Origin of the sequence: Ferruginibacter sp., from assembly GCF_049840995.1 — a bacterium.
Taxonomy (GTDB): domain Bacteria; phylum Bacteroidota; class Bacteroidia; order Chitinophagales; family Chitinophagaceae; genus Ferruginibacter.
Genome location: NZ_JASGIP010000006.1, coordinates 318,997 through 343,219 on the forward strand (window position 1 = coordinate 318,997; position 24,223 = coordinate 343,219).

Below are 24,223 nucleotides of genomic sequence, written 5' to 3' on the forward strand. Positions count from 1 at the left end.
GGTAAAAAATATTTTGCAATTGGCGCCGGTTGGCAGCCTTTTAGGCAATTTTGTAAATTTCATATAGCAGCAGTTTAGCTTTGCCCTACAAAATTGCAGCATCAACCCCTCCTTCTCCTAATAAATGAGTACGCCAAAACCTCTACAAAAAAAATAATAGTTATTGAAATTCAAATAGTTGCGTAAATTATCGCTTACGTCAATAAATTTTTTGTACCCATTCAGGGTTTCGGAAGCCTTCTTCCAAAACTTAAAAGAAAGATAACAGGGCATCAAAAATCTGCGTAGTACATATATATGTATCAAATTGGCGGAGATCATCGCTCCCGGGTACGCATTTCGGGTTTCTGCAGGCTAAGAATTTACCTTAACAACTAATATTTTAGGGCTGAAATGGACAATTATGGTAAAAAAACTATTGTTTTTCACTACGTCAATTATACACCAGCACTACTACAGTTTTGCAAAAACTCAACGCCGTGAACGTTCCCGCTCACTTCGTCATTAAAATTGTTCTAAATTGCCCCATATTGTTTCGCTGTAAGATTGCTTGTATGAGATTGTTGCCCCTCCTGTTAATTAGTTTTTTAATGCATTGTGCTGTCATTGCCCAAAATGCAATGGGGATACCCGATATTATCAATTATCCCAAACAGGTATATAACGCCGGTACCCAAAGCTGGGATGTAAAGCAGGATAAGAACGGCATCCTCTATTTTGCCAATAACGACGGCCTCCTCACTTTTGACGGCTATTACTGGAAGACCACCCACCTGCCCTCCAAGACCCATGCCCGCTGCCTGGAGGTAGGGAAAGACAATCGTTTATACCTGGGCGCCCAGGATGATATTGGTTATTTTATCCCCGCAGCAAATGGCAAGCTGTTGTATAAATCGTTGAAGAATCTGCTGCCCGAAAATGAGCAGTCGCTGGGCGAAGTGTGGGACATTGTAAGCTATGGCGGCGATATCTTTTTCCGTTCCGATGTGAAGATACTCCAGTATAAGAACAACAGCTTTATCATCCACAAACCATTCTCGCAATGGCGCTTTATGGGCGTAAGCAACAACCTGCTGCTGGCACAGGATCGCAAGAACGGCCTTTTCTGTTTTAAGAACGGCAAATGGGAACCGTTGATAGACGCTGCTAAATTTCCGCCCGAGTTTTATGTGAGCGCATTGCTGCCCCTGGGGAAAGACAGTTCCCTTATCACCACCACCAAGAACGGCCTGTACATATTGAGTGGTAACACCGCCACGCCTTTGCAAACCCCTGATCTTTCACTGATAACTGATAAGCTGGTGTTTGGCGCCTGCCTGGTGGACAATGGTAATATTGCGCTGGCCACAAGATTGAATGGCTGTTATATTATTGACCGGAAAGGTACCATCATCAATCATTTTTCCATCCGGGAAGGATTGCAGAACAGCAATATCTACAATATATTTTCAGATAAAAGCAGCAACCTGTGGCTCTGCCTGGATAATGGTATCGATTTTATTGCTTACAACAATGCCATCAAACATATTTATCCAGAAACACAAAATAACGGTTCCGGGTACACGTCGTTGATATATAAGAACGCCTTATACCTTGGCAGCTCCAACGGGTTGTTTAAAACACCGCTCACCAATGTGAACGACCTGAGTTTTGAGAATGGCGCCTTTACACCCGTAGCCAATACAGGCGGCCAGGTATGGAGCCTTACCGAACTCAACGGCCAGTTATTAATGGGCCACCACGAAGGCGCTTTTATTATTGAGAATGATAAAGCACAATTGCTAAGTAACTGGACAGGTTACTGGGCCTTTAAACCCATTTCCAATATTCCGCCCAGCCCGGTGATAGTGGCCGGTAATTACCGCGGCATCAGTTTTTTCCGGTACCAGGATAAGACCTTTAAGAATATCGACTCCAACCTGTTAATGGAATCGGCCCGTTTTTTAGCCGTGGACAATGATGATAAAACCGTATGGATCGGGCATCCTTACAAAGGCATGTACAAACTGCAATGGGATGCCAATAATAAAATAAATATCAAACAATACACGGTAAAGAATGCTCCACTCGGCATCAATAATAATTTCCTCTTCAAGGTCAGGAACAATATTGTGCTTACTACCGAAAAAGGCATTTATGAATACAACGCCAAAACAGATGCTTTCGAAGAATCAAAATTCTTCAGCGGCATTTTAAAGAATATACCGGTAAGCTATTTAAAAGAAGATGCGGCAGGCAATATCTGGTTTGTAAGCGGCGCCAGTGTAGGTGTTATAGATGTATCGGCCGGTCAGCCGCAGGTGGTCTTTATACCCGAACTGAATCATCATATTGTAAGCGGTTTTGAGCATATCAATCCCATCGACAACCATAATATTTTAATTGGCGGCGAAAAAGGTTTTTATCATATCGATTTTGAAAAATATAAAAAGAACAACAACAAGATCATCGAAGTGCATCTTTCCACCGTATTGTCAATTGGTGAAAAAGACAGTTTATTATTCGGTGGCTACTTCGGTAATGTAAATAACAGCAAGCAGGATGCGGCTGCATTTCCCGATATTCCTTACAACAGCAATTCATTTCATTTTGAATACTCCTCTACATTATATGGGCAACAGGCTAATATCGAGTTCAGTTATTTTTTAAAAGGCTTTGATAATGAATGGTCGGCCTGGCAAAAGAAAACAGAAAAGGATTATACCAATTTACCGGCGGGCACTTATACCTTTTCCATCAAATGCCGCAATGGCGCAGGCAACGAATCGGCCATCAGCAGTTATACCTTCCATGTGTTGCCGCCCTGGTACCAAACCTGGTGGGCCTATTGTATCTATACATTATTGTTTGCCGCCTGTATCTATATCTGGTACAAACAGCAGCAAAAAAAATTCCTGCGCCAACAGAAAGAAAAATTAAAGATCCAGCAGCAAAAACACCAGGAAGAGCAACGCGACCTGCAATACCAGCACCAGCTGGAAATTGAAAAGAATGAGAACGAGATCATTAAATTAAAGAATGAGAACCTGCAGACGCAGATAGAAAACAAGAATTCCGAACTGGCCACCAATGCTATGAGCCTGGTGCAGAAGAGTGAATTACTGTCCCGTATCAAGGAAGAATTAATGACCATGCGGAATAATTCCGAACCGGGTAAAGAATCGAAAGACCTGAAAAAAGTGATCTCCATCATTAACAAAGAACTGGAGATCAATAATGACTGGGACCAGTTTGCCGTGCATTTTGATGAAGTGCATACCAATTTTTTAACCACGTTGAAGAAACAATATCCCACACTCACATCCTCCGAATTAAAATTGTGCGCCTACCTGCGGCTGAACCTGACCACCAAGGAAATTGCACAGCTGATGAATATCTCCATCCGGGGTGTTGAAACCAGCAGATACAGAATAAGAAAGAAATTCGGCCTCACCGGCGATCAGAATCTTTTCGACCTGCTGTTCACCATTGGTTCGGGTGCACCGGAAAAATAAGAAGCCCTCCTGCATATTATGTTTGAATTAAATAATCGTTACCCCGAACCTTTCCGGCATTGCATTGTTTGAATTTTGCAATCAAATGTTTGAATCTGGCAACTGCTTTAAAAACGGCCCGACTTAGCTTTGTATTGTAATATTCAAACAACAGTAAAATCAACGATATATGAAGTACAATCTTTTAGGAAACACCGGGTTAAAAGTATCAGAACTTTGCCTGGGCACTATGACCTTTGGCGGCAAAGGCATCTGGACAGCAATAGGAACTTTACCACAGGCCGAAGTGGATGCACTGGTAAAAAGATCGGTGGATGCCGGCATTAATTTTATTGATACCGCCAACGTTTACAGCGAAGGCCTAAGCGAACAACTAACAGGACAGGCTATACGCAATTTAGGTCTGCACCGTGACGACCTGGTAATAGCCACCAAGGTACGCGGCAAAATGAGCGAAGGCCCCAACGGCAGCGGCCTCACCCGCAAACACATACTGCAGCAGGCCGACGAAAGCCTGAAAAGATTGCAGATAGATTACATCGATCTTTACCAGATACACGGCTTTGATGCATTAACACCCATGGAAGAAACATTGGCTGCACTGGACAACCTGGTGAACAGTAGCAAAGTGCGTTATATCGGCTGCAGCAACCTCGCCGCCTGGCAGATCATGAAGGCGTTGGGCATCAGCGACCTGAAAGGATATGCCAAATTTGTATCACTGCAGGCCTATTACACCATTGCCGGCCGCGACCTGGAAAGAGAACTCGTACCCTTACTGAAAGATCAGAAAGTAGGATTGATGGTATGGAGCCCGCTGGCAGGCGGTTTCCTCAGTGGTAAATATACCCGCCAGTCTGCCGCAGAAGATGGCAGGCGTACTAATTTTGATTTCCCTCCCATCAACAAAGAAAAGGCTTATGATATCATCGACGTGATGCAGGAAATTGCCACTGCAAAAAATGTATCGGTAGCACAGATCGCACTGGCCTGGTTACTGCACCAGCCCGTGGTAAGCTCCATCATCATCGGTGCAAAAAAACCGGAGCAGCTGGAAGATAATTTAAAAGCAACGGAAATACAATTAAGTACAGAAGAACTGTTACGCTTAGACGAAATAAGTAAACTGCCTGCCGAATACCCCGCCTGGATGATAGAAAGGCAGGGCGCCGACCGCAAAGTTTCTTCTTAAAAAATAGTATATGCAGAAAACAGAAACACTGGAAGATTTTTATGCCAGCAAATTCAACTGGATGCCACCGGGCCTGAAACAGGACCTGGGCCATTTCAATGTTTTTAATATTGAAGATTGTGTTGGCCCCGGCAAACAACCGGTGCAATACAGCCGCAGGGATTTTTACAAAGTATCATTGATACGGGGAAAGGGTCGTTATCATTATGCAGACAAAAGCATTGAGGTTAATGGAACAACATTGATATTTTTCAATCCCAATGTGCCTTACCAGATGGAATCGCTGTGCGAACAGCCAACCGGTCATTTCTGCATTTTCAAGGATGCCTTTTTTACCGAGCATATACGGGGAGGATTAAAAGACCTGCCTATGTTCACACAGGGAGGTATGCCTGCTTATGTGCTGGATAAAAAACAGGATAAACATATCACCGGCATTTTTGAAAAAATGAAAGAAGAATTGCAATCGGATTACCGTTTTAAATTCGACCTGATCAGGAACTATATCATGGAAGTGGTGCATTATGCGCTCAAAATGCGGCCATCCGAAAACCTGTACGAACATACAGATGCCAATTCAAGAATAACAGCCGTATTCACGGAATTGCTGGAAAGACAATTTCCTATTGAAACGCCTGCACAGCAATACACTTTAAGAAGTGCTAAAGATTTTGCAAAGCAACTCAATATTCATGTCAATCACCTGAACAGGGCCATACGCACCACCACCGGCAAAACCACCACCGAGCATATCTTTGCCCGGCTGATGGTGGAAGCCAAAGCATTATTGAAACATACGGACTGGAATATCTCCGAGATCAGCTACAGCCTTGGGTTTGAAGAGCCGGCCCACTTCAATCATTTTTTTAAAAAACTCAGCAGCACTACGCCTTCCTCATTCAGAAGTTAAAAAATAAATTATTCTCAATTTTCAAAAGCCATCTTTCCGGGTGGCTTTTTATTTATTGTTGACATTTCGTTTCGAACAGCAGTGTTATTGTGTAAGTGCAGCGTTAACATCATCTCCAAAATCTTTCATATTTATGCGCATCCATTTAATACGCCTGTTTTGTATTGCATCTTTAATTAGCTGCTGCCTTTTGGATAAAGTAGACGTCCCTGTTTTCACTTCTATAAAATAAATCACAACTTCATCCTTTTTTAGTTCTTCAGCTCCATCAAATACAATCAAATCGATAGGGCTACCAATAAACCTAACATCTTTCGGATTAAACTGCCTCATAGCTTCGCTAAACGGGATTAAATGTTCTGTTACCTTGCCTAGTACATTTCTTACGCTTCTATTTGCTGCATCTTTCCTTATTCTTTCTTCATTATCTATTTTCCACCTTTGCAATAAAGCTTGTGCAGTTTCAACCCCTGCATCTTCAATTACCTTTTGATATTTCTCTAATTCTTCTTTTTTCCATCTGTCAAAATGTATTGCAGCAATATCCTGAGCTTTACCATCGATTTCTGTTTTTATATTCTGAATCATTAAATCCTTTTCTCGCAATAAGCCATCAGACATTATACTATCTTTCTCTTTTTGATTAACTTTTTTCTTTAGATTCTCTATTGTTATCCATAGATAAATAAGCACTATAACTGAAGCGACAACTATCAAATACACATAGAGTTTTTCCATGTAATAATATCCTTCATCCATAGACAGAGTTTTTTGAGTAAAACAAAGTAGTAAAAAAGTCCCATTTAACAGACTTTTTTATTATCGTTACTTATGGCCAACTCCCTTCAATACCCCCTCATACAAAAGGTCAGAATTGAAGCAAAGACCTCCAAAAAAATGTTGTTTGAATTATACAATTATTAGTTTGAAATCCGCTAACACAACCGTGCAGGTGAAAGTAATTTTGTGTTATCAATCAACCATAAAAATTATAAACATGAACAACAAAGTATGGTATATCACCGGCGCCTCCAAAGGACTGGGACTGGCCCTGGTGAAAAAATTATTACAACAGGGTTATAAAGTAGCCGCCACCACCCGAAACCTCGATGATCTGAAAAATGCCGTGGGCAGCGGATCAGCAAACTTTCTGCCTTTAACTGTAGCACTTACCGAAGAAGCAAGTGTGGCAAAAAGCATTAATGAAACCATCAAACATTTTGGCAGCATTGATGTAGTGGTGAACAACGCCGGTTATGGCCTGGTAGGCGCACTGGAAGAATTGAGTGATGCAGAATCCAGGACAAATTTTGAAGTGAATGTATTTGGTACGCTCAACGTGATACGCCAGGTAATGCCGCATTTACGCAAGCAACAATCAGGGCATATCTTCAACATCGCTTCTATCGGTGGTTTTACCGGCAACTTCCCCGGCTTTGGCATTTACTGCGCTACTAAATTTGCCGTGCATGGTCTTACCGAATCATTGGCTGCAGAAGCACAACTGTTTGGCATACACGCAACGGTGGTATCGCCCGGTTATTTCCGTACCAATTTCCTCGACAGTGGTTCACTGGCAGTTCCTAAAGCGCCTATTGCCGATTATGTGAACGTACGTTCCGTACAGGATACACACCAGCAAAGTATCAACGCTAACCAGCCCGGCGACCCGGATAAAGCCGCGGATGTAATGATCGAAGTCGCTGCAATGCAAAATCCGCCCATACATTTATTCCTGGGCCAGGATGCTTATGATATTGCCGCACAAAAAATAGCTGCTGTACAAAGCGACCTCAGCCTGATGCAGGAAGCCGCTACCAGCACCGCTTTTGAAGAAGTAATGATGAATTGATCCTGTGTAAAACAATTTAAAAAGCCATCCTCAACCGGTTGGGGATGGCTTTCATTCTTTGTATGAATTAGGGGGTTGTAAGTTATCCTGCTATCCTCACCTGCTTGAATTTAATTTCCCGGTTGTTGATGATATTGAACTGGTAGATCACATTCGATTCCCCTGTTTCATATACAGGTTTGCCATTCTCTTCATCTATCTTGAATCGGGTATGGATGGAAAAGTTCAACGTTAAAGTATGTTCTTTTTTATCGGCTTCTGTATACAGCCGGTAAGTATCGTTCTTATCTTTTACAGTCTCGGTATCGAAGCTGCCCTTTGTATAAAGCTCCTCTGCTTTTACTTTCAGCAATACCGTAATGAATATTTTAGAGAAGATCTTGGTGTAGTGTTTATCAAAATCAGCTTCGGTAAAAGGCTTTATCTTATCTGGTAGCTGGCTGATATCTTTTTCACTATTGCTGGCGAGGTACCATATTTCATTGGCCTCATTCATGATCGGGAAATTGATGAAGGTCTTCACTTTTTCTTTATCGCCCTGGTACAATGCATCCCTGAAATCGCGGAAGCTGGCTATCCATGTTAAAGTATCTTTTGCTGCTGTAACCGGTGCTGAAGGCTTAGGACTATCTATAGCAGCAGGTTGGGGAGCAAGACTATCTTTACCGGCTTGATTTTTTGTATCATTGCCGGAGTTGCATGATAACAGTAAAGCATACACGACAATAAAGGGATATAGCATTCTTTTCATGGAGGCAGTTTTTTCAGTTGCGCCAAGTTAAAAGTTTTCGTTTACAAACACAAACTGTTATTGTTTTTGGGTAGCGCCGATCATTACACCAAAATCTCCACTGGTTTGCAGCCAGTTCTTTTCGGGTAGGTAAGTGCGGCTTACAAAACCATCCAGGTATAAGGCATTGCTGCAGCCGGCCTGTTTAAAAAAGTTGGCAAAATCATAAAAATTAACGGGCGCTTTGCTCATGGCAAACAGCAGCCTGTTACCGGGCAGCAGCCCTACCCCATTGCGGATATTGGTATTAACAGAGCCACTTGTAAAAACCGTATTGATCTGCCCGTTCACCAACAGCATGGGGCCCGATTGTGTGGCATACAGCACATTACTGCCATTGCCGAATTGAGCCGTAGTGCAGATACGCACCGTTTGATCTTTATTGATATACAGGATGCCGTTAGGCTGCAGGTAAAAATTACCACTGCCGGTTCTTTTATTGATCGCATGAAGTGTTTTACCATTCTCAATATATAAACCCAGTGGCTGCCTGTCTTCCGTGTACATACCGCCATTCATAGCGAATAATAATTTTTCGCCTTTGCTGGCGCAATAGTCTTTTAATGCCTGCAGGCTGCGTAAAGGTTCATTTTTATCATTCCTCCAGTAAAGTTTCAGGGTGCTTTTGGAAGGATCGATGGTATAGCTGATAAAAGTATCATCAGAATTGACCGGCCGGGTAAAAGACAAGGATAATACCGCTATAATAAGCGTAAAAAAGGATAGTATCAGCAGCTGTAATGGACGCATGCTTAAAAGATGCAGGGGAAAATAATTTCCATAAATCATTGTTTTTCAATACCAAAAAATTTTTTCAAAAAAAGATTTGGCGGTTAAAAAGAAATGATATTAACTTTGCCTAACGGTGTTAAATTATTTTACACCCGAAAAAAAATGGCAAGTAAAGATCGCATACAAAAATTAAAGGACGACACAAGGTGCAATATCCTTACAGCTTCCCTCGACATAGTGAAGGAAGAAGGATGGCCTGCATTGAGTATGCGCAAGATCGCCGACAAGATCGACTATACTGCTCCCATCATCTACGAATACTTCAGTAACAAAGACGCTATTCTGCAGGAACTGACCCGTATGGGTTATGTAAAACTGGCCAAACAAATGGAAGAGGCCAAAAGCAGGTTCACCGATCCGGCTCAGCAGCTGGAAGCTATGTGGCTGGCCTACTGGAATTTTGCCTTTGCCGATAAGGAACTGTACAAAGTAATGTACGGCGTGGAAGTGAACTGTTGCGCCCTGCAGAATACCTGCGATGATCTGAATGCGCCCAGCAACATGCTTTGGGATAAGATACAGGAACTGGTGCCCGCTGATAAAAAAAATGATGAACAATTCATCGATACCAAATACTATACATTTTGGTCAGTAGTACACGGGCTCATATCTATCAATCTTACCAGGCAGATCACTTCAGAAGATCTGAACAGGCAGGTATTAAAAGATGCTATCAGTGGTATCATCAACTCTATTAAAAACTAAGTGAGATCGTCTTGTATGTGAAGGCTTTTTTTTGGCCCATTTACTTAACGTTGTTAAATCATCTAACCACGTTATAGAAACTAAGGCTGTAAACCAGGTAAACCGGGATACCTGCAGCAGCCTGTTATTCAACAGTTTAAAAACTGTTTTTTTTAAAACCATTACTTAACAGTGTTAAAAAATTTAATTCAGTTATGAAAAAGTATTTGATCTATGGAGTGGTGCTGTATTTAGTAGCCTGTGCCGGAAAACTCAACCGCCAGCAGGATGCACCACCAGCACAAACATTACCGGTTGTAAAATTAGAATCCGGTTCGGTTACCACCTGGCAGGAATATCCTGCTAATATACAAGGCACCGTAAATGTTGATATCCGTCCGCAGGTAAGCGGCTATCTCGAAAAAATCTATGTGGAAGACGGCGCCTGGGTAACCAAAGGCCAGCCCCTGTTCCGCATCAACAGTAAAGAGTACAGCCAGTTCAGCAACAGCGCCGGCGCCAATGTACAGTTAGCAAAAGCCAATGTAGAAAAAGCGCAACTGGAAGTAGACAGGCTGCAGCCACTGGTTGCTAATAATGTGATCGCTGAAGTACAGTTAAAAACTGCCAAAGCAGCTTTGCACGAAGCACAGGCCGCTTATGCACAGGCAGTATCTGGCAAAGGAAGTGCCGATATAACGTTGGGGTATACACTAATTACCGCTCCGGTAAGTGGCTATGTAGGACATATCAATTTTAAACAGGGCAGCCTTATCGGTAAAGGAGAAGTTGATCCGTTGACCGTATTGAGTGAAGTGAATGATGTACATGCATATTTCTCTATGAGCGAAGCAGATTTCCTGGGCTTTTTTGCAGCCGTGCAGGGTAAAACAACCGAAGAAAAAATAAAAAACATCCCTCCTGTTGAACTGGAACTCGCTGATAACAGTATTTACAAGAATAAAGGAAAAGTAGAACTGGTACAGGGACAATTCGACCGCAGCTCCGGCAGTATCGCCTTCAGGGCTGTATTTGCCAACGGCGAAAAATTACTCCGTTCTGGTATCACCGGCAAAGTGCGCATTCCATTTGCACAGCAAAATAAACTGATGGTACCGCAGCAATCCACTTACGAACTGCAGGACAGGGTGTATGTATTTGCTTTGGGCGACAGCAATAAAGTGATCAGCAAACAGATCAGCATTGCAGGCAAAAGCGAAGGCAACTACATTGTTGAAAAAGGTATCAGTAGCGGCGAAACCATTGTGTACAGCGGCTTACAGCGTTTACGTGACGGTGCTGTTATTACTCCGCAGGTTCTCGCAGCTGATAGTGTGCTGAAAGCGGTAGCAATGGCGCATTAATGCTTTCCCTACTTGAACATTGAAAATTGAACATTGAGAATTGAGCATTCGGCAGAATGCCACGCACAAAAAAATGTTCAATGCTCAACAAACAACGCTCAATGTTCAAGTAAAGATAACAGCCATCAATACACTATTTTAATTCACCAATCCTGGAATTATTTTTTCCGGCCTTTCCGCCGGCAGGGGATCCTTTATTCTTAAAAAACCAACAAGGCATCAAACTGACAAAACAATTATTTTATGTTACAGAAATTTATAAAACGCCCGGTACTGTCCACAGTTATTTCTATACTGCTGGTATTACTCGGCATCGTATCACTCACCAAATTACCGATCACACAGTTCCCGGATATTGCGCCACCAGCAGTACTGGTAACAGCAGCCTATCCCGGTGCCAGCGCCGAAGTAGTGGCCCGTTCGGTAGCCACCCCGCTGGAAGAAGCCATCAATGGTGTGGAGAACATGACCTACATGACCTCTAACAGCAATAATGATGGCACCATGACGCTGAGTGTTTTCTTTAAAGCAGGTACCGATCCGGATATCGCATCGGTGAACGTGCAGAACCGTGTGGCAAAAGCCAGCAGCCTTATTCCTCAGGAAGTATTGCAGGCCGGTATTACCACGCAGAAACAACAGAACAGTATCATCATGGCCATTGCTATGTACAGCGACAGCACTTATGATGAAGCATTTTTACAGAACTACGCCAAAATAAATATCGTACCGGAGATACAGCGGGTACATGGTGTGGGCCAGGCCACTATATTCGGCTCAAAGGATTATGCCATGCGTATCTGGTTAAAGCCTGATCGCCTTGCAGCTTATGATCTTTCTGCACAGGATGTGCTGGCTTCTATCAAAGAACAAAACCTGGAAGCGGCGCCTGGCAAATTCGGCGAAGGCAGTAAAGAATCTTTTGAATACGTGATCAAATACAAAGGCAAACTGAGCCAGAATGAAGATTACGAGAACATCATTTTAAAAAGTAACAATGATGGCAGTACAATAAGATTAAAAGATGTGGCAAGGGTTGAGCTCGGTTCTTTTAATTACAGCGCCGAAGCAAAAGTGGATAAAGGCCCTTCAACAGGTATATTGATCTACCAGACCGCAGGCTCCAATGCCAATGATATTTTAACAGAAGTAAACACCATTATGGAAAGGGTGAATAAAGACCTGCCCAAAGGTGTAAAGACTTTTGTTCCCTATTCTTCCAAAGAATTCCTGGATGCTTCTATCGAAAAAGTAAAACGCACTTTAGTGGAAGCCTTCATCCTGGTGTTCATCGTGGTATTTCTTTTCTTACAGGATTTCCGCTCTACATTAATTCCTGCAATTGCAGTACCGGTAGCGATATTGGGCACTTTCTTCTTTATGCAGTTGTTTGGATTTACCATCAACCTGCTCACGCTGTTTGCATTGATACTCGCCATCGGCATCGTGGTGGATGATGCGATAGTAGTGATGGAAGCCGTGCATACCAAGATGGCTAAAGAACATCTGCCGGCAAAAGCCGCCACGCTTAAAAGCATGAGCGAGATATCCGGCGCTATTATATCGATCACATTAGTAATGGCTGCCGTTTTTGTACCTGTAGGATTCATGCAGGGACCGGCTGGTATCTTTTATAAACAGTTCGCCTTTACACTGGCCATCGCCATCTTGATTTCTGCATTGAATGCGTTAACGTTAAGTCCCGCATTGGCAGCATTGTTCTTAAAACACAATCATACTGCACCAGGAGAAAAATCAAAGAGCTTCAGCAAAAGATTTTTCAATGCCTTTAATGCAGGTTTCGAAAATCTTACCAACCGCTACAGCCGCAGCCTGCGTTTTTTAATTAAAACAAAATGGGTGGCATTGACTGGTTTGGTAGCGATCACACTCACTACTATTTTCCTGGTAAAGAAAACACCTACCGGTTTTATCCCGACAGAAGACCAGAGTATATTTCTTTACTCCCTCAATATGCCCGCAGGCGCTTCGTTGGAGCGTACCAAGGCCGTGGTTAAGAATGTAGACAGTATTATCAATACCGTGGAAGCAGTAGAAAAATCTTACAGCGTAGCCGGTATGAATATCATCACCAACGCCACCAGTCCTATCAGTGCTTTGGCATTTGTAAAATTAAAAAAGCCCGGCACCCGTGGACATACAGAAGATATCAATAAGATACTGGGCGAAGTGAACCAGAAGCTGACTGCGATCTCTGCAGCCGATCTCTTCACTTTTACATTGCCTACCGTGCAGGGTTTTGGTAACACCAATGGTTTTGAATTGATATTACAGGACCGTGCCGGTGGTAAACTGGAAGACCTGAGCGCAACCGCTTATGGTTTTATCGGCGAATTAATGAAACGTCCCGAGATCATGTATGGTTTTACCACCTTTAACACGGGTAACCCGCAATATAAACTGAATATTGATGAAAGTAAAGCAAAACAGTTAGGCGTATCCGTTAGTGATCTGTTGCAAACATTACAGGTGTACTACGGCAGTTTCCAGGCAGGTGATTTTAACCGTTTTGGAAAACAATACAAAGTGATACTGCAATCAGATATCAGCTACCGGGTGGATCCTTCCACATTGAATGATGTACAGGTAAAAAACAACCTGGGGCAAATGGTACCGATAAAAACACTCATCAGTTTAGAGAAAGTGTATGGTCCGGAAACAGTTACCCGCAATAATCTTTTCAATGCAGTAACCATCAATGGCGCTCCCAAACCGGGCTACAGTTCCGGCCAGGCATTAAAAGCCATACAGGAAGTGGCAGCCACTTATTTACCCCGTGGCTATGCCATTGAGTGGGGTGGCTTAACAAGAGAAGAAGAAGGCGCAGGTTCACAAACCACCTGGATATTCGTGATGTCAGTGATCTTCGTGTACTTCTTACTCTCAGCCCAGTATGAAAGTTATATTCTGCCACTGGCGGTGATACTTTCTGTACCAACCGGCTTACTGGGTGTATTTGCCTTTATCAATATTGCAGGTATAGAAAATAACATTTATGTACAAGTGGGTATTATCATGCTCATCGGTTTATTGGCGAAGAATGCCATCCTTATTGTAGAGTATGCGGTGCAGAGAAGGCGTGCAGGATTATCCATCCGCCATGCAGCCATTGAAGCAGCAAGATTAAGGTTGCGCCCTATTCTTATGACCTCCTTTGCATTCATTGCCGGCTTGATACCATTACTCACTGCCACAGGTGCATCAGCAATGGGCAACCGTTCCATTGGTACTGGTGCTGTAGGCGGTATGTTAACGGGTGTGATACTCGGCATCTTCATCATACCGGTACTGTTTGCCATCTTCCAGTATTTACAGGAAAAGATCAGCAGCAAAAAAGTTGCAGAGCACGACGAATGGATCATCGACAAACTGGAACTGGCTCACTAATCATTAAATAGCATCAAAATGAGAACAACTAATTTCTTTACAGCACTGCTTATATTATTAAGCGCCTGTAAAGTATCCAAAGACATAGCAACGCCGAAGGCAGACCTGCCCGGCACTTACAGGAACGATAATGCGGCTGATACAGCCAGCATTGCCACTGTTCCTTACAAACAATTTTTCAGCAACCAAAACCTGCTGCAGCTGATCGACAGCGCCATTGCACACAATTACGATATGCAGGCTGCTGTAAAAAATATAGAAGCGGCACAACTGGTGGTTAAACAAAGCAAACTGGGTTATTTACCCGATGCAAAATTACAGGCAACGGGCAGCATCAACCGGCCATCGGATAACAGTTTGAATGGCCTCAGCCTGAGCCAGTTTTTAGGCAAGTCTTACGTAGAAGACTACACGGTAAGTGCAGCGCTGAGCTGGGAAGCCGATATCTGGGGCAAGATAAAGAACCAGCAATCGAAAGCGGCAGCGGCTTACCTGCAAACCAACGAAGCGAAAAAAGCGGTGCAGACCAACCTGATTGCTTATATCGCTAAAGGCTATTACAATCTGCTGATGCTGGATGCGCAGGTGGCCATTGCCAAAAAGAACCTGTTGCTGAACGACAGCACTTTGAACATCATCAAACTGCAGTACAATGCAGGACAGGTAACGGCCCTGGCTATTCAGCAGGCAGAAGCACAACGCCTAGTGGCGGCACAGCTCATTCCATTGCTGGAACAGGAAATTACATTACAGGAGAATGCGATCAGTATTTTATCCGGCGTAAACCCTGCAGCAGTAAAAAGAACCGGTGATGTGAATGATGCAGTTTCTAACAGCGCTGTTACAGCAGGCATCCCCTCCGCATTATTACAAAACAGGCCCGATGTAAGAAGCAAGGAACTGGAACTTACCATTGCCAATGCCAATACCGGTATTGCCAAAGCCAATATGTATCCTTCGCTGGTGATCACGGCTGCAGGTGGTATCAATTCTTTTAAAGCAAGCAACTGGTTCAATATCCCGGCTTCCTTATTTGCCTCCGGCGCTGCAGGCATTACACAGCCCTTGTTTCAGCGCAGGCAATTAAAAACACAATACGAATTATCCAAAGTGGAAAGAGAAAAAACCGTGATCGCATTCCGTCAATCAGTATTGAATGCAGCAGGCGAAGTTTCGGATGCGTTGGTACAGATCGAAAAAATAAAGGAACAGGAAACCATTGCTGTAAACCGTACCGGCATTTTGCAACAGGCTACCGGTAACGCCAACCTTCTTTTTAAAAATGGTATGGCCAACTACCTGGAAGTGATCACGGCCCAAAGTAATGTATTGCAGGGTGAATTGCAATTAGCCGTATTACAGCAGCAACGCTCCGTGGCGATGGTGGAATTATATCGTTCGCTGGGTGGTGGATGGAGATAAGTAACCTAAGTTTCACGCAAAGAAACAAAGGAAGCAAAGAAGCAAAGAACAAATTTTCAAACTTTCAAACTATAAAACATGTCAAAATTAAAAAACAAAGTAGCAATTGTAACCGGTGCATCCAAAGGTATTGGAGCCGGTATCGCCAAAGCCTATGGTGCTGAAGGCGCTTCAGTAGTGGTGAATTATTCTTCTGATAAAGCTGGAGCAGAAAAAGTGGTGAGCGAGATCACCGCCAATGGTGGTAAAGCTATTGCCGTACAGGGTAATGTATCTTCCGCAGCCGATGTAAAAAAATTATTTGCCGAAGCAAAAACCACTTATGGTCATATTGATGTACTGGTAAACAATGCCGGTGTATTCAAATTCGATCCGCTGGAAGCGATAACAGAAGAAGAATTTCACCGCCAGTTCAATACCAATGTGCTGGGTACCATTTTAGCTACGCAGGAAGCTGTTAAACATTTTAACGGCAATGGCGGCAGCGTCATCAATTTAAGTTCTATTGTAAGCGATAACCCATTGGCCAACTCCGTGGTATATTCTGCCACTAAAGGTGCAGTGGATACCATTGCAGTAGCCTTATCAAAAGAACTGGGTGCTAAAAATATCCGTGTTAATACCATCGCTCCCGGTGGTGTGGAAACTGAAGGTACACATACCATGGGTATGATCGGCAGCGATTTTGAAAAACACCTGGTGGCAGGCACTCCCCTGGGAAGGATCGGTCAACCCGGCGATATAGCAAGAGTTGCTGTATTCCTCGCTTCTGACGATGCAGAATGGGTGAATGGCGAAAAGATCAGCGTATCAGGAGGATTCAGATAATAAGCTTCTTGTTGGTTGCGATGCAGTTGCCGGCCCGGGATATCCTGGTGTCGGCAACTTTCGTTTGCAGCATAGTGCAAAACAAAGGGAGCCATTTATGAAATGATCATCTCATCTCTAAAACAGCTCCCTTTTTTATCAGTTTACTAAGAACAGGTCAGGAATATTGAATATTCAAAACGGGTCAAATCGTTCTCCCTATTGTTTCACAAATTTTGCATTATACAGTGCAGTACCATTTTCCATTATCCTGATATAATAAATGCCCTTACTAAAAGTGGATACTGGTAATAATATCGTCTGTACATTACCGGTAGCTTTACTGTACACCAGCTCGCCGTCATTGCTGTACACATTCAGTATAGTATGTGTGGTGCCTGGCTTAGGTAACCATATATTCAGCAGGTAATGAACGGGATTTGGATAAGCACTGATCACCAGGTCAGTACTGCCGCTCATTTTTATTACAGCTACCGTGCTGTAAACAAAACGATCGTCTATATCCACCATTTTAAGCCGGTAGTAATTATTGCCCGCAACAGGGCTGCTATGTATCCATGTATAATTCACCGGTATGCTGCTGTTGCCTGTTGCGGCAACGGTTGCAATGGCATTAAAGTTGATACCATCTGTGGAGTACTCTATAATAAACCTGCTTACATTCTGTTCAGTAAGTGTTCTCCATGTTAGCTGAACCTGGTCATTTTCTTTAGTGGCAGAAAAACGCTCCAGTGTTACCGGCAAGGCGCCCGTCCAGCTTATTGTATAATTGGCCGGAGTGGGGTCCTGCTTACCTGCTGCATCCACAAATGCATATTTAAATACAACGGAAGTGGAACCATTTGTGATACCGCCAAATGAAACCAGTGCAGGATTGAAATTGGTGATCTGCTGATTGAGTGTTACAGACACACCATTATAATACATGGTGGCATTGCCCGGTATGTTGGTGATCACAATTTTATTGGCATTGCCCAGTATACCGTCTTCTGCATCAGCCCCACTTACAGCAGTGTTTATTTTTCCGGCTGAGATCACGCCGCCGGAAGGATAATTTACTGTTTGTGTTTTCAGGATCGGTGTCTGGTAATTTTTCAATACCAAAATTCTGTACCGTTAAACCATTGGTACCGGTATTGACAGTGATCACAGCAGTGGTATTCGCCACACTTGCAGCACCACTAAGGTTAGTACCTGTTGCCGTATATCCCGTTGGTAAAGCGGCGCTGGTAAGGTTGGTATTACCGGTTTGATCTGTAGCGGTAAGTATTACCTGGTAATTGGTATTTTGTGGTAAGCCACTAAAACTATAATTACCTGAAGCATCTACCTGTACCGATTGCAGCACGGCATGTGTTACAGGGTCTACTAAGTTTACCCATACACCACTGGTGATTGAATTTTCACCACTATTAACCGCATTGCCATTAGCATCATCCCATATCTTTCCGCAGATGGTTGCGCCTACCATGTTTGTTTTAGTAACCACGCAACCGGTGGTACCTGTAAATCTTGCATAAATAGTGTAAGTGCCCGGCGCAAGGTTATTGAATGCCGTGGAAGATTGCCATGTTGTGTTATCCTTGCTGTATTCATAGGAAGCGCCTAACGGTGATGTAACGGTGATGCTACCCGATGTACCACAGCCACCGCTTATTACAGTTGTTATTGGAATGGTGGGAGGCGTCATGGAAAAAGATATATCATCAATAGCAAGGTCATTGCCACTACCGCCAACAGAATTATTCAGCAATAACAGATCTATATCGGTATTAGTGGCTGTAAAGGTAAAACCATATTGATTCCATTGTGAAGTAGCAGTATTGATGTTTCCAGTAGTGAAAGTACCCAGTACTGCCTGGCTGCTGTGATCTACCACCTGGAACAATATATTGGGTTTAATAGGGGCGCCAGGTGTAAGATTGGCTGCCCATGCAGAGAAAGTGTAAGTTGCCCCAATCTTGATACCTGTAAATCTTCTTCTGAAAAATTCACCCAGGTCGTAACCTGCATTCACACAATACATCCTGCCCGTACCATTGCCGGATGTGTGATCATAAAACGGAGTTACCTGCCAGGTATTAAAATCCGGGAAAGCTGTGCTCACAATTTTGCAATAGCCATCTTCGGCACGAACGCTGTTATTTAAAAAGTGATAACTGGTTTGCCCCGGCACCAATGAACCAAAGGTGCCTACAGCCCCGGTTCCAAAATCTTCAAGGTAGCTGCTGCTGCAACTGTTGGTCATGGCTACAGGATTCAGTTCTCCATTTTGAAATATAGCGTTAACGATCTCCCCCGGGGCGATATTTAGTGTAGCCGTTCTTGATACCTTGTCAGCGCTGCTGTTATTAGTAGGATCATCCACCGTTATTGTTTGCAGGTCCCATCCGCTGGAAGCCGCCTCGGTAATGGTATATGTACCGGGTATCACCGGTATCAATATCGAATTGCCTGCAGTTGTTCTCACCCTTTCATCATCAATATAAAATATGTTGGTACCGTCTGTTGCCCTTGTAAAAATATTATAGTAGGGAACAGTAGGTTGCCCTGGGCCCTGTCCACCGCTGTTCATAGTGCTCCAGAGCTCGCCGCCTACACCTCCCGTAAGACTGTTTACATCAAAAGATGCATCTTCTTTAGCAGACCAGGAACCATTGTATTTGAACACATACCAGCCATCGGCATTTTTAAAAGCGGATAAATACACTTCTCCTTTATCATTCACTGCAACATCCCTTGGAAAAGTGGCGCTGGAAGCAGTTAACCCGGGTGGAGTTCCAATGTTGGTAACCACACCTGCAGCAGTTACTTCAATTACGCTGACAGCATTCGTACTAATATTTTTTACAGCAACATAGGCATCGCCTGTTAAAGGGTTTGCGTCAATTGCAAAAGACAAATAAGTAGCCGATTGATCTGACACGGTATTCCATGTTGTACCTGTACCGCTGTATTGATAGATGATACCGCTTTTAATAAGGTAAGGCAACCCATTCCAGGCAGAACCGATATCGGTGGCTCCTAAAAATGCTCCAACGGTTGATATTGCGGTAGCAGTTGTTCCATTGTAAGAATATACGGTACCTGTTGTGCTGATATATACTGCATTGCCATTGACGCCCCCGTCTACACGGCTGACGTTTGTAATGCTTGTAGCCGTCCAAATATTGCTGTTGGCATCACGGTAGTACAATGTGCTGGTAGTCTCATCAATGGCCCATAGCCTTCCGTTTTGTGAAGCACCGATATCTTTTACCCGCAATTGACCAGCCTGGTCATTTAATGAGAAGGGCGCAACTGCTGTGGTACCTGCCCCGCCACTTACAGTAAAAGGAAAATCAATACTGGCACTTTCATTCAGCGCTTTTTTATGCACATACATATAGCCTACTGATGGCGCTGCAAAAAAGAATTCAGCAGTACCCGATGAAGCAAGGTTGCCCGGGCTGGCGATCTGCGTGATCCTTACCTGCCTTATCAAACCGCTGTTGATAACAAAATCACTCAGCGATTCCTGGTAGTTATTATTGTCAGTTGCAGTAACAGTAAGATTGGTTGAATTAAAAGTTGCAGCAGAGCGTGCAGGATTAGAAAGATTATAAGTGCCCAAGGTGGCCGGGTTAAGCAAATTGCCGGATGCATCCAGGAATTCGATCCTGAAAGATTCCTGCGCATCCACATCCTCTATGAACATGACCGTGCCCGGCGTCAAGTTGGAAGTAAAAGTATAAGTGGCTACCGGGAAAGGGCCGGTAATGAACATGCCCAGCTCCAGCATGCTGGATGGCACCGTATAATTGGTTAGCCCCAAAGGCTTATCAATTGCAGTAAAGGCTTTATTGGTACTGGTGGTCCAGGTGGTGCCGGAATACGTTACGGTAAAAGGATTGGAAAGCCCGCTGTAATTCCAGTTACCTCCATTAACACTGGTATAAGCAGTGTATGCGTAACCAGCTACATTTTGAGCAAATGCGGAAGCAGAAAATAACAGCATTGCTGATACCAGCATGACTACTAAAGCATATTTGATCTTCATTTTTTGAAATAAAATTTTCATTGTACTATTCTTCTTTTTCTTGTGATCGTCTGGAAAGCTGGCATGTTTTAAAGTGGCCGGCAGCTGCAAACATTGTTGTAAAAAATTCATCATGACCTTTTTGTTGTTGCATTACATTAAACTTTCCTTTTGGGAAATATAAAAATGTAATACCCGTTTTTTTTAAATTGGTTTCACAGCAGTGATGGTGGCGCTTTTTACAGGATCAGATTTTGGTTTTTACAAGAGAGTGATTTAGTTTCAAGGGTTGCATGCTTATATTTAAATCTCCTGCTTGTAAAACGCACGCAAATATTCTGCGTATTTAACCAATAGCCCCTCGCTATTTTAGGTGCTGGCCCCCACTAAAAATAGGGGGCCTAGTACCACCCAATAAGCATGGCTATAACCTAAAGATATTTACAGGGCAAAACAGGGTCTTTACCGGAACGAGGCTTGAAGCAATGCAGAATAATTAATATTTATCAATGCCCGGCAAACTTATACTAATAAAACGGTTAGGGATAGCTGCTTTGCATCAATAAGCCCATTCACTTTATGAATACCCTTCTTTATTTTACAAAGCAAAAAAAAGCAGTAAAATTACCCGACCCATCTGCCAATAAAAAAGCGGCTTTTATAATAAGCCGCTGCCGATAAGGATAATTAAAAAGATGCGATTATTTTTCGTTGAGCGCCGCAAGTGCTATCACCAGTGCTTTAATGTGCTCTTTGGTAATAGGCACTTCTACACCTCCCGTTAATATCACATCCCCGCTTCTTACGATCTCTACCACATGCTCGAGATTTACCAGGAAAGACCGGTGCACCCTGAAAAAACATTCGTTGTGAAACAACCTGCCATACATTGCTATCGGCAGGGAAGACAATACTTCCTGCCGGTTGGTTAATACAAAAACGGAATAAGATGCTTTTGCCCTTATATATAATACATCCGCTCCGTTCAGTATATGTATACGGTCGCTGGTATTTATAATTATTTTCCTGATATCTAAACGATTGAAATTTACTCAGCTGCAAGGTCATCATTTTACTTAATTGCGCTGACTCCTAATTACGTGGTTATTCCCGCTATTTTTTGTGTCGCATTACAAAGTCAGGTAATATTTTTTGCCGGGCATACAACCCTCCAGGTAGCTTTTACATCTTACCGCATAGTTTAAACTATTTACGCTATTGCAATTGTTGAATATAATCACTACCTTATACACAGCATCCAGTACCCGGCTTAGGATTTTTCACGAACCGCCAACCGCTTTTGCATCCTGATGAACCCGGGCAGAACGATATTATTGCTATTATCCTTCTTTGTTGCTGGCATACATATATCCTGTAATAATGGCAAATCACAAGACCTCACCAAACATTATAGCGAGGATATGCTGTTGCATTTTGAAAAGATCTGTGAGAAGGAGCACCGGCGTGATACAGGCATTTACCTGTTGGATTCTGTGTACCGTACTTTTCCCTATCAAACCATTCCCGACAAATACCGCTATTATAATTTTAAGAGAGACCTGCATGAATTGATACGCTACGGTGATGCCAGTTATGATACCGCCATTACTTATCTCGACAGCATGATCGCTGTTATTGAAGCCAATGATCTGCAAGATCCAATGCACCATGATTATGTATGGGCCTTCAATAAAAGAAGCGATTATTTTACGCGGCGGCAGCGGTATAAGGAAGCGATCGAAGATCTTACCCGCTGTAAACAATTGAACCAGGCGGCTGGCGACTCCTGCCTGATGGCGGACAATACAAGGACCATGTGTATGATCGCTATCAATCAATCCGATTTTTCGTTGGCTGCCTCCTTACAAAAAGAAGCATTGCGCCTGGAAAACACCTGCATTAAGGATTGGCAACACTATGTGCGTATGCAGCGCTACCTGGATGACCTGGGATACATTTATGCCAATATTAAAAATTATGATAGTTCACTGTATTATCATTTCGAAGCGGTAAAGTTCCTGGAGGCCAATAAAGCGGTGTTTCAGAAAAATGACAGTGCATTTTATGATATTGCCTTGAGTAATATTTATGGCAATATTGCTGTAGCCTACGAATTTCTTGAAAATTACAAGGCTGCAGAAAACTATATCAACAAGGCTATTGTGCTTGTAAAAGATACTATAGAACTGGCTAAGAGCAGGTTAATACTTGGAAAGGCATTATTTGAAAGTGGCAGGATAAATGAAGCTTATGAAGTATCCAAATTATCGATGCCGCAACTGGATAATTTTGATCTTTTTTTTAAAGCCGACCTGCTGCAATTAAAATACAAAATTGCCCGTGCACGAAATGATTATAAAGAAGCTTCCGAATACCAGTTGCAAATTCAGTTGATTAAAGATTCCGTATCCAAAAACAGGATCAACCTGTTAAAGAAAAATCCTTTTACAGAATATGAACGGCTGGATAAAAAATACCAGGTGGAGTTGCTGGAAAAAGACAACCGCAACCAGCGCAATAAGACCAGCGCTGCTATCATCATCGGGGTATTGGCCATGTTGCTCGTGATCATTTCCGTTTTCCTGCTGCAGCGCTTAAGAAGGGTGATGAAGAAAAGGGCCATTGCTTATAAAAACTGCTGGCAAGCGAAAAGGCGCTTACAGAAACGATGGAGCAAAAAGAGATCGCTCAAAAAGAACTTCGGGAGAAAGAATTATTTGCGCAGGAGATGCGCCTGCAGATGGAATTGAATGAAGCCATCCTTCAGCAGCGGCAGCAGATATCCGACGATATGCATGATGAACTCAGCAGTTCCCTTGCTGCATTGAAATTTTATTCGGAGGATGTGAAGCGCCGTACGCAGGGCAGCGCCGCCGAGCAACCCATGAAGGAGATAGCCGACGAAATAAAAACAGTGTATGAAAATGCCCGCAGGTATATGCACAATCTTAAATCCAGTAACCATGAAACGGCATTGAGCGTTACCGGATTTTTAAAAGAGATACAACAAAAGTTTACTGAAAAGGGCCTGATGAAAGTAACCCTTCGCATTGATGAAGAAGATATAAAGGCCAGCCTCTCCCCGCTTCAGCACAACCAGCTGTATCATATTATGAAGGAAGCGGTATCCAACATCATAAAACATTCCAATGCCAGCGCTATCTGCATTTCCATTTCAATGGACCGCTTTAACTGTCACTTCAGCATTGCAGATGATGGCAAGGGATTCAGTAAAGACCATATTGTTCACGGCATCGGCATCAACAGTATGCGCAACCGGGTAAAAGAACTGGATGGCGTGCTGGATATTGAGTGTTCAGAAAACGGCACTTCTATCAAAGGAAATTTCCCTATTTAGTGAAACTGGTGTATGCAGGGATATGTTCTCGCCCAAGGCGAGATCACTTGTGTCTATTGATGGTAGCGGTTTATAACCGCGGCATAAACTTCCGTAAAAGCAGTAACCTGC

General features: G+C 43.1%; 17 protein-coding genes. 11 read left to right on the forward strand and 6 right to left on the reverse strand.

The window, feature by feature from the left end; genetic code table 11:
• Positions 1 to 620 precede the first annotated feature (620 nt).
• The 3 genes from QM738_RS16555 to QM738_RS16565 all read left to right on the forward strand — a co-directional run bounded on the left by QM738_RS16555 (position 621) and on the right by QM738_RS16565 (position 5,596).
• Positions 621 to 3,494, forward strand: coding sequence for a ligand-binding sensor domain-containing protein (locus QM738_RS16555; RefSeq protein ID WP_462277842.1), 2,874 nt, complete (start codon positions 621 to 623; stop codon positions 3,492 to 3,494).
• Between the two features lie 169 nt (positions 3,495 to 3,663).
• Positions 3,664 to 4,686, forward strand: a complete 1,023-nt coding sequence (locus QM738_RS16560; RefSeq protein ID WP_462277843.1) for an aldo/keto reductase — start codon at positions 3,664 to 3,666, stop codon at positions 4,684 to 4,686.
• A 10-nt stretch (positions 4,687 to 4,696) separates the two neighbouring features.
• The gene (locus QM738_RS16565) at positions 4,697 to 5,596 is read left to right on the forward strand and encodes a helix-turn-helix domain-containing protein (RefSeq protein WP_462277844.1); all 900 of its coding nucleotides are present in this window, start codon (positions 4,697 to 4,699) and stop codon (positions 5,594 to 5,596) included.
• 84 nt (positions 5,597 to 5,680) lie between these two features.
• Here the strand turns inward: QM738_RS16565 and QM738_RS16570 are convergent, their stop codons facing one another.
• The gene (locus QM738_RS16570) at positions 5,681 to 6,355 is read right to left on the reverse strand and encodes a Holliday junction resolvase-like protein (protein ID WP_462277845.1); all 675 of its coding nucleotides are present in this window, start codon (positions 6,353 to 6,355) and stop codon (positions 5,681 to 5,683) included.
• Positions 6,356 to 6,593: 238 nt separating this feature from the next.
• Here QM738_RS16570 and QM738_RS16575 point away from each other — a divergent pair, with 238 nt between their 5' ends.
• Complete coding sequence (locus QM738_RS16575) at positions 6,594 to 7,448, forward strand: SDR family oxidoreductase (RefSeq protein WP_462277846.1); 855 nt, start codon at positions 6,594 to 6,596, stop codon at positions 7,446 to 7,448.
• 82 nt (positions 7,449 to 7,530) lie between these two features.
• Here QM738_RS16575 and QM738_RS16580 read toward each other — a convergent pair whose 3' ends face one another.
• Positions 7,531 to 8,199, reverse strand: a complete 669-nt coding sequence (locus tag QM738_RS16580; protein ID WP_462277847.1) for a hypothetical protein — start codon at positions 8,197 to 8,199, stop codon at positions 7,531 to 7,533.
• Between the two features lie 57 nt (positions 8,200 to 8,256).
• Positions 8,257 to 9,027, reverse strand: a complete 771-nt coding sequence (locus QM738_RS16585) for a phosphodiester glycosidase family protein (protein ID WP_462277848.1) — start codon at positions 9,025 to 9,027, stop codon at positions 8,257 to 8,259.
• 105 nt (positions 9,028 to 9,132) lie between these two features.
• Here QM738_RS16585 and QM738_RS16590 point away from each other — a divergent pair, with 105 nt between their 5' ends.
• The 5 genes from QM738_RS16590 (at position 9,133) to QM738_RS16610 (ending at position 16,736) form a co-directional block, all read left to right on the forward strand.
• Entirely contained in the window at positions 9,133 to 9,735 is a 603-nt protein-coding gene (locus QM738_RS16590; protein ID WP_462277849.1) for a TetR/AcrR family transcriptional regulator, read from the forward strand.
• 194 nt (positions 9,736 to 9,929) lie between these two features.
• A complete protein-coding gene (locus QM738_RS16595) occupies positions 9,930 to 11,078 on the forward strand; it encodes an efflux RND transporter periplasmic adaptor subunit (protein WP_462277850.1) in 1,149 nt (382 codons plus the stop codon).
• A gap of 243 nt (positions 11,079 to 11,321) precedes the next feature.
• Entirely contained in the window at positions 11,322 to 14,486 is a 3,165-nt protein-coding gene (locus QM738_RS16600; RefSeq protein WP_462277851.1) for an efflux RND transporter permease subunit, read from the forward strand.
• An 18-nt stretch (positions 14,487 to 14,504) separates the two neighbouring features.
• Positions 14,505 to 15,908 carry a TolC family protein gene (locus QM738_RS16605; protein ID WP_462277852.1) on the forward strand — a complete coding sequence of 468 codons (1,404 nt, stop codon included), beginning with the start codon at positions 14,505 to 14,507 and terminating at the stop codon, positions 15,906 to 15,908.
• A 78-nt stretch (positions 15,909 to 15,986) separates the two neighbouring features.
• Positions 15,987 to 16,736 (forward strand): SDR family NAD(P)-dependent oxidoreductase, encoded by a 750-nt coding sequence (locus QM738_RS16610; protein WP_462277853.1) that lies wholly within the window; start codon positions 15,987 to 15,989, stop codon positions 16,734 to 16,736.
• Between the two features lie 198 nt (positions 16,737 to 16,934).
• Here QM738_RS16610 and QM738_RS16615 read toward each other — a convergent pair whose 3' ends face one another.
• From QM738_RS16615 to QM738_RS16625, 3 genes are all read right to left on the reverse strand, one after another.
• Positions 16,935 to 17,774, reverse strand: a complete 840-nt coding sequence (locus tag QM738_RS16615) for a T9SS type A sorting domain-containing protein (protein ID WP_462277854.1) — start codon at positions 17,772 to 17,774, stop codon at positions 16,935 to 16,937.
• Complete coding sequence (locus tag QM738_RS16620; RefSeq protein ID WP_462277855.1) at positions 17,731 to 20,889, reverse strand: hypothetical protein; 3,159 nt, start codon at positions 20,887 to 20,889, stop codon at positions 17,731 to 17,733. Before QM738_RS16620 ends, QM738_RS16615 begins: the two co-directional genes overlap by 44 nt.
• A gap of 566 nt (positions 20,890 to 21,455) precedes the next feature.
• On the reverse strand, positions 21,456 to 21,785 hold the full coding sequence (locus QM738_RS16625) for a LytR/AlgR family response regulator transcription factor (RefSeq protein ID WP_462278199.1): 330 nt from the start codon (positions 21,783 to 21,785) through the stop codon (positions 21,456 to 21,458).
• A 279-nt stretch (positions 21,786 to 22,064) separates the two neighbouring features.
• On the opposite strand from QM738_RS16625, the gene QM738_RS16630 reads away from it, so the two are divergent.
• Together QM738_RS16630 and QM738_RS16635 are read left to right on the forward strand one after the other, a co-directional pair.
• Positions 22,065 to 23,504 (forward strand): hypothetical protein, encoded by a 1,440-nt coding sequence (locus QM738_RS16630; RefSeq protein WP_462277856.1) that lies wholly within the window; start codon positions 22,065 to 22,067, stop codon positions 23,502 to 23,504.
• Entirely contained in the window at positions 23,423 to 24,112 is a 690-nt protein-coding gene (locus QM738_RS16635; protein ID WP_462277857.1) for a sensor histidine kinase, read from the forward strand. Before QM738_RS16630 ends, QM738_RS16635 begins: the two co-directional genes overlap by 82 nt.
• Positions 24,113 to 24,223: the final 111 nt, after the last annotated feature.

What these genes read in the sequence shown, in the direction of transcription:
- QM738_RS16555 (WP_462277842.1), top strand. Translation starts at nt 621, where the DNA reads ATGGGGATACCCGATATTATCAATTATCCCAAACAGGTATATAACGCC.
- QM738_RS16560 (WP_462277843.1), top strand. Translation starts at nt 3,664, where the DNA reads ATGAAGTACAATCTTTTAGGAAACACCGGGTTAAAAGTATCAGAACTT.
- QM738_RS16565 (WP_462277844.1), top strand. Translation starts at nt 4,697, where the DNA reads ATGCAGAAAACAGAAACACTGGAAGATTTTTATGCCAGCAAATTCAAC.
- QM738_RS16570 (WP_462277845.1), bottom strand. Translation starts at nt 6,355, where the DNA reads ATGGATGAAGGATATTATTACATGGAAAAACTCTATGTGTATTTGATA.
- QM738_RS16575 (WP_462277846.1), top strand. Translation starts at nt 6,594, where the DNA reads ATGAACAACAAAGTATGGTATATCACCGGCGCCTCCAAAGGACTGGGA.
- QM738_RS16580 (WP_462277847.1), bottom strand. Translation starts at nt 8,199, where the DNA reads ATGAAAAGAATGCTATATCCCTTTATTGTCGTGTATGCTTTACTGTTA.
- QM738_RS16585 (WP_462277848.1), bottom strand. Translation starts at nt 9,027, where the DNA reads ATGATTTATGGAAATTATTTTCCCCTGCATCTTTTAAGCATGCGTCCA.
- QM738_RS16590 (WP_462277849.1), top strand. Translation starts at nt 9,133, where the DNA reads ATGGCAAGTAAAGATCGCATACAAAAATTAAAGGACGACACAAGGTGC.
- QM738_RS16595 (WP_462277850.1), top strand. Translation starts at nt 9,930, where the DNA reads ATGAAAAAGTATTTGATCTATGGAGTGGTGCTGTATTTAGTAGCCTGT.
- QM738_RS16600 (WP_462277851.1), top strand. Translation starts at nt 11,322, where the DNA reads ATGTTACAGAAATTTATAAAACGCCCGGTACTGTCCACAGTTATTTCT.
- QM738_RS16605 (WP_462277852.1), top strand. Translation starts at nt 14,505, where the DNA reads ATGAGAACAACTAATTTCTTTACAGCACTGCTTATATTATTAAGCGCC.
- QM738_RS16610 (WP_462277853.1), top strand. Translation starts at nt 15,987, where the DNA reads ATGTCAAAATTAAAAAACAAAGTAGCAATTGTAACCGGTGCATCCAAA.
- QM738_RS16620 (WP_462277855.1), bottom strand. Translation starts at nt 20,889, where the DNA reads ATGATGAATTTTTTACAACAATGTTTGCAGCTGCCGGCCACTTTAAAA.
- QM738_RS16630 (WP_462277856.1), top strand. Translation starts at nt 22,065, where the DNA reads ATGAACCCGGGCAGAACGATATTATTGCTATTATCCTTCTTTGTTGCT.
- QM738_RS16635 (WP_462277857.1), top strand. Translation starts at nt 23,423, where the DNA reads ATGGAGCAAAAAGAGATCGCTCAAAAAGAACTTCGGGAGAAAGAATTA.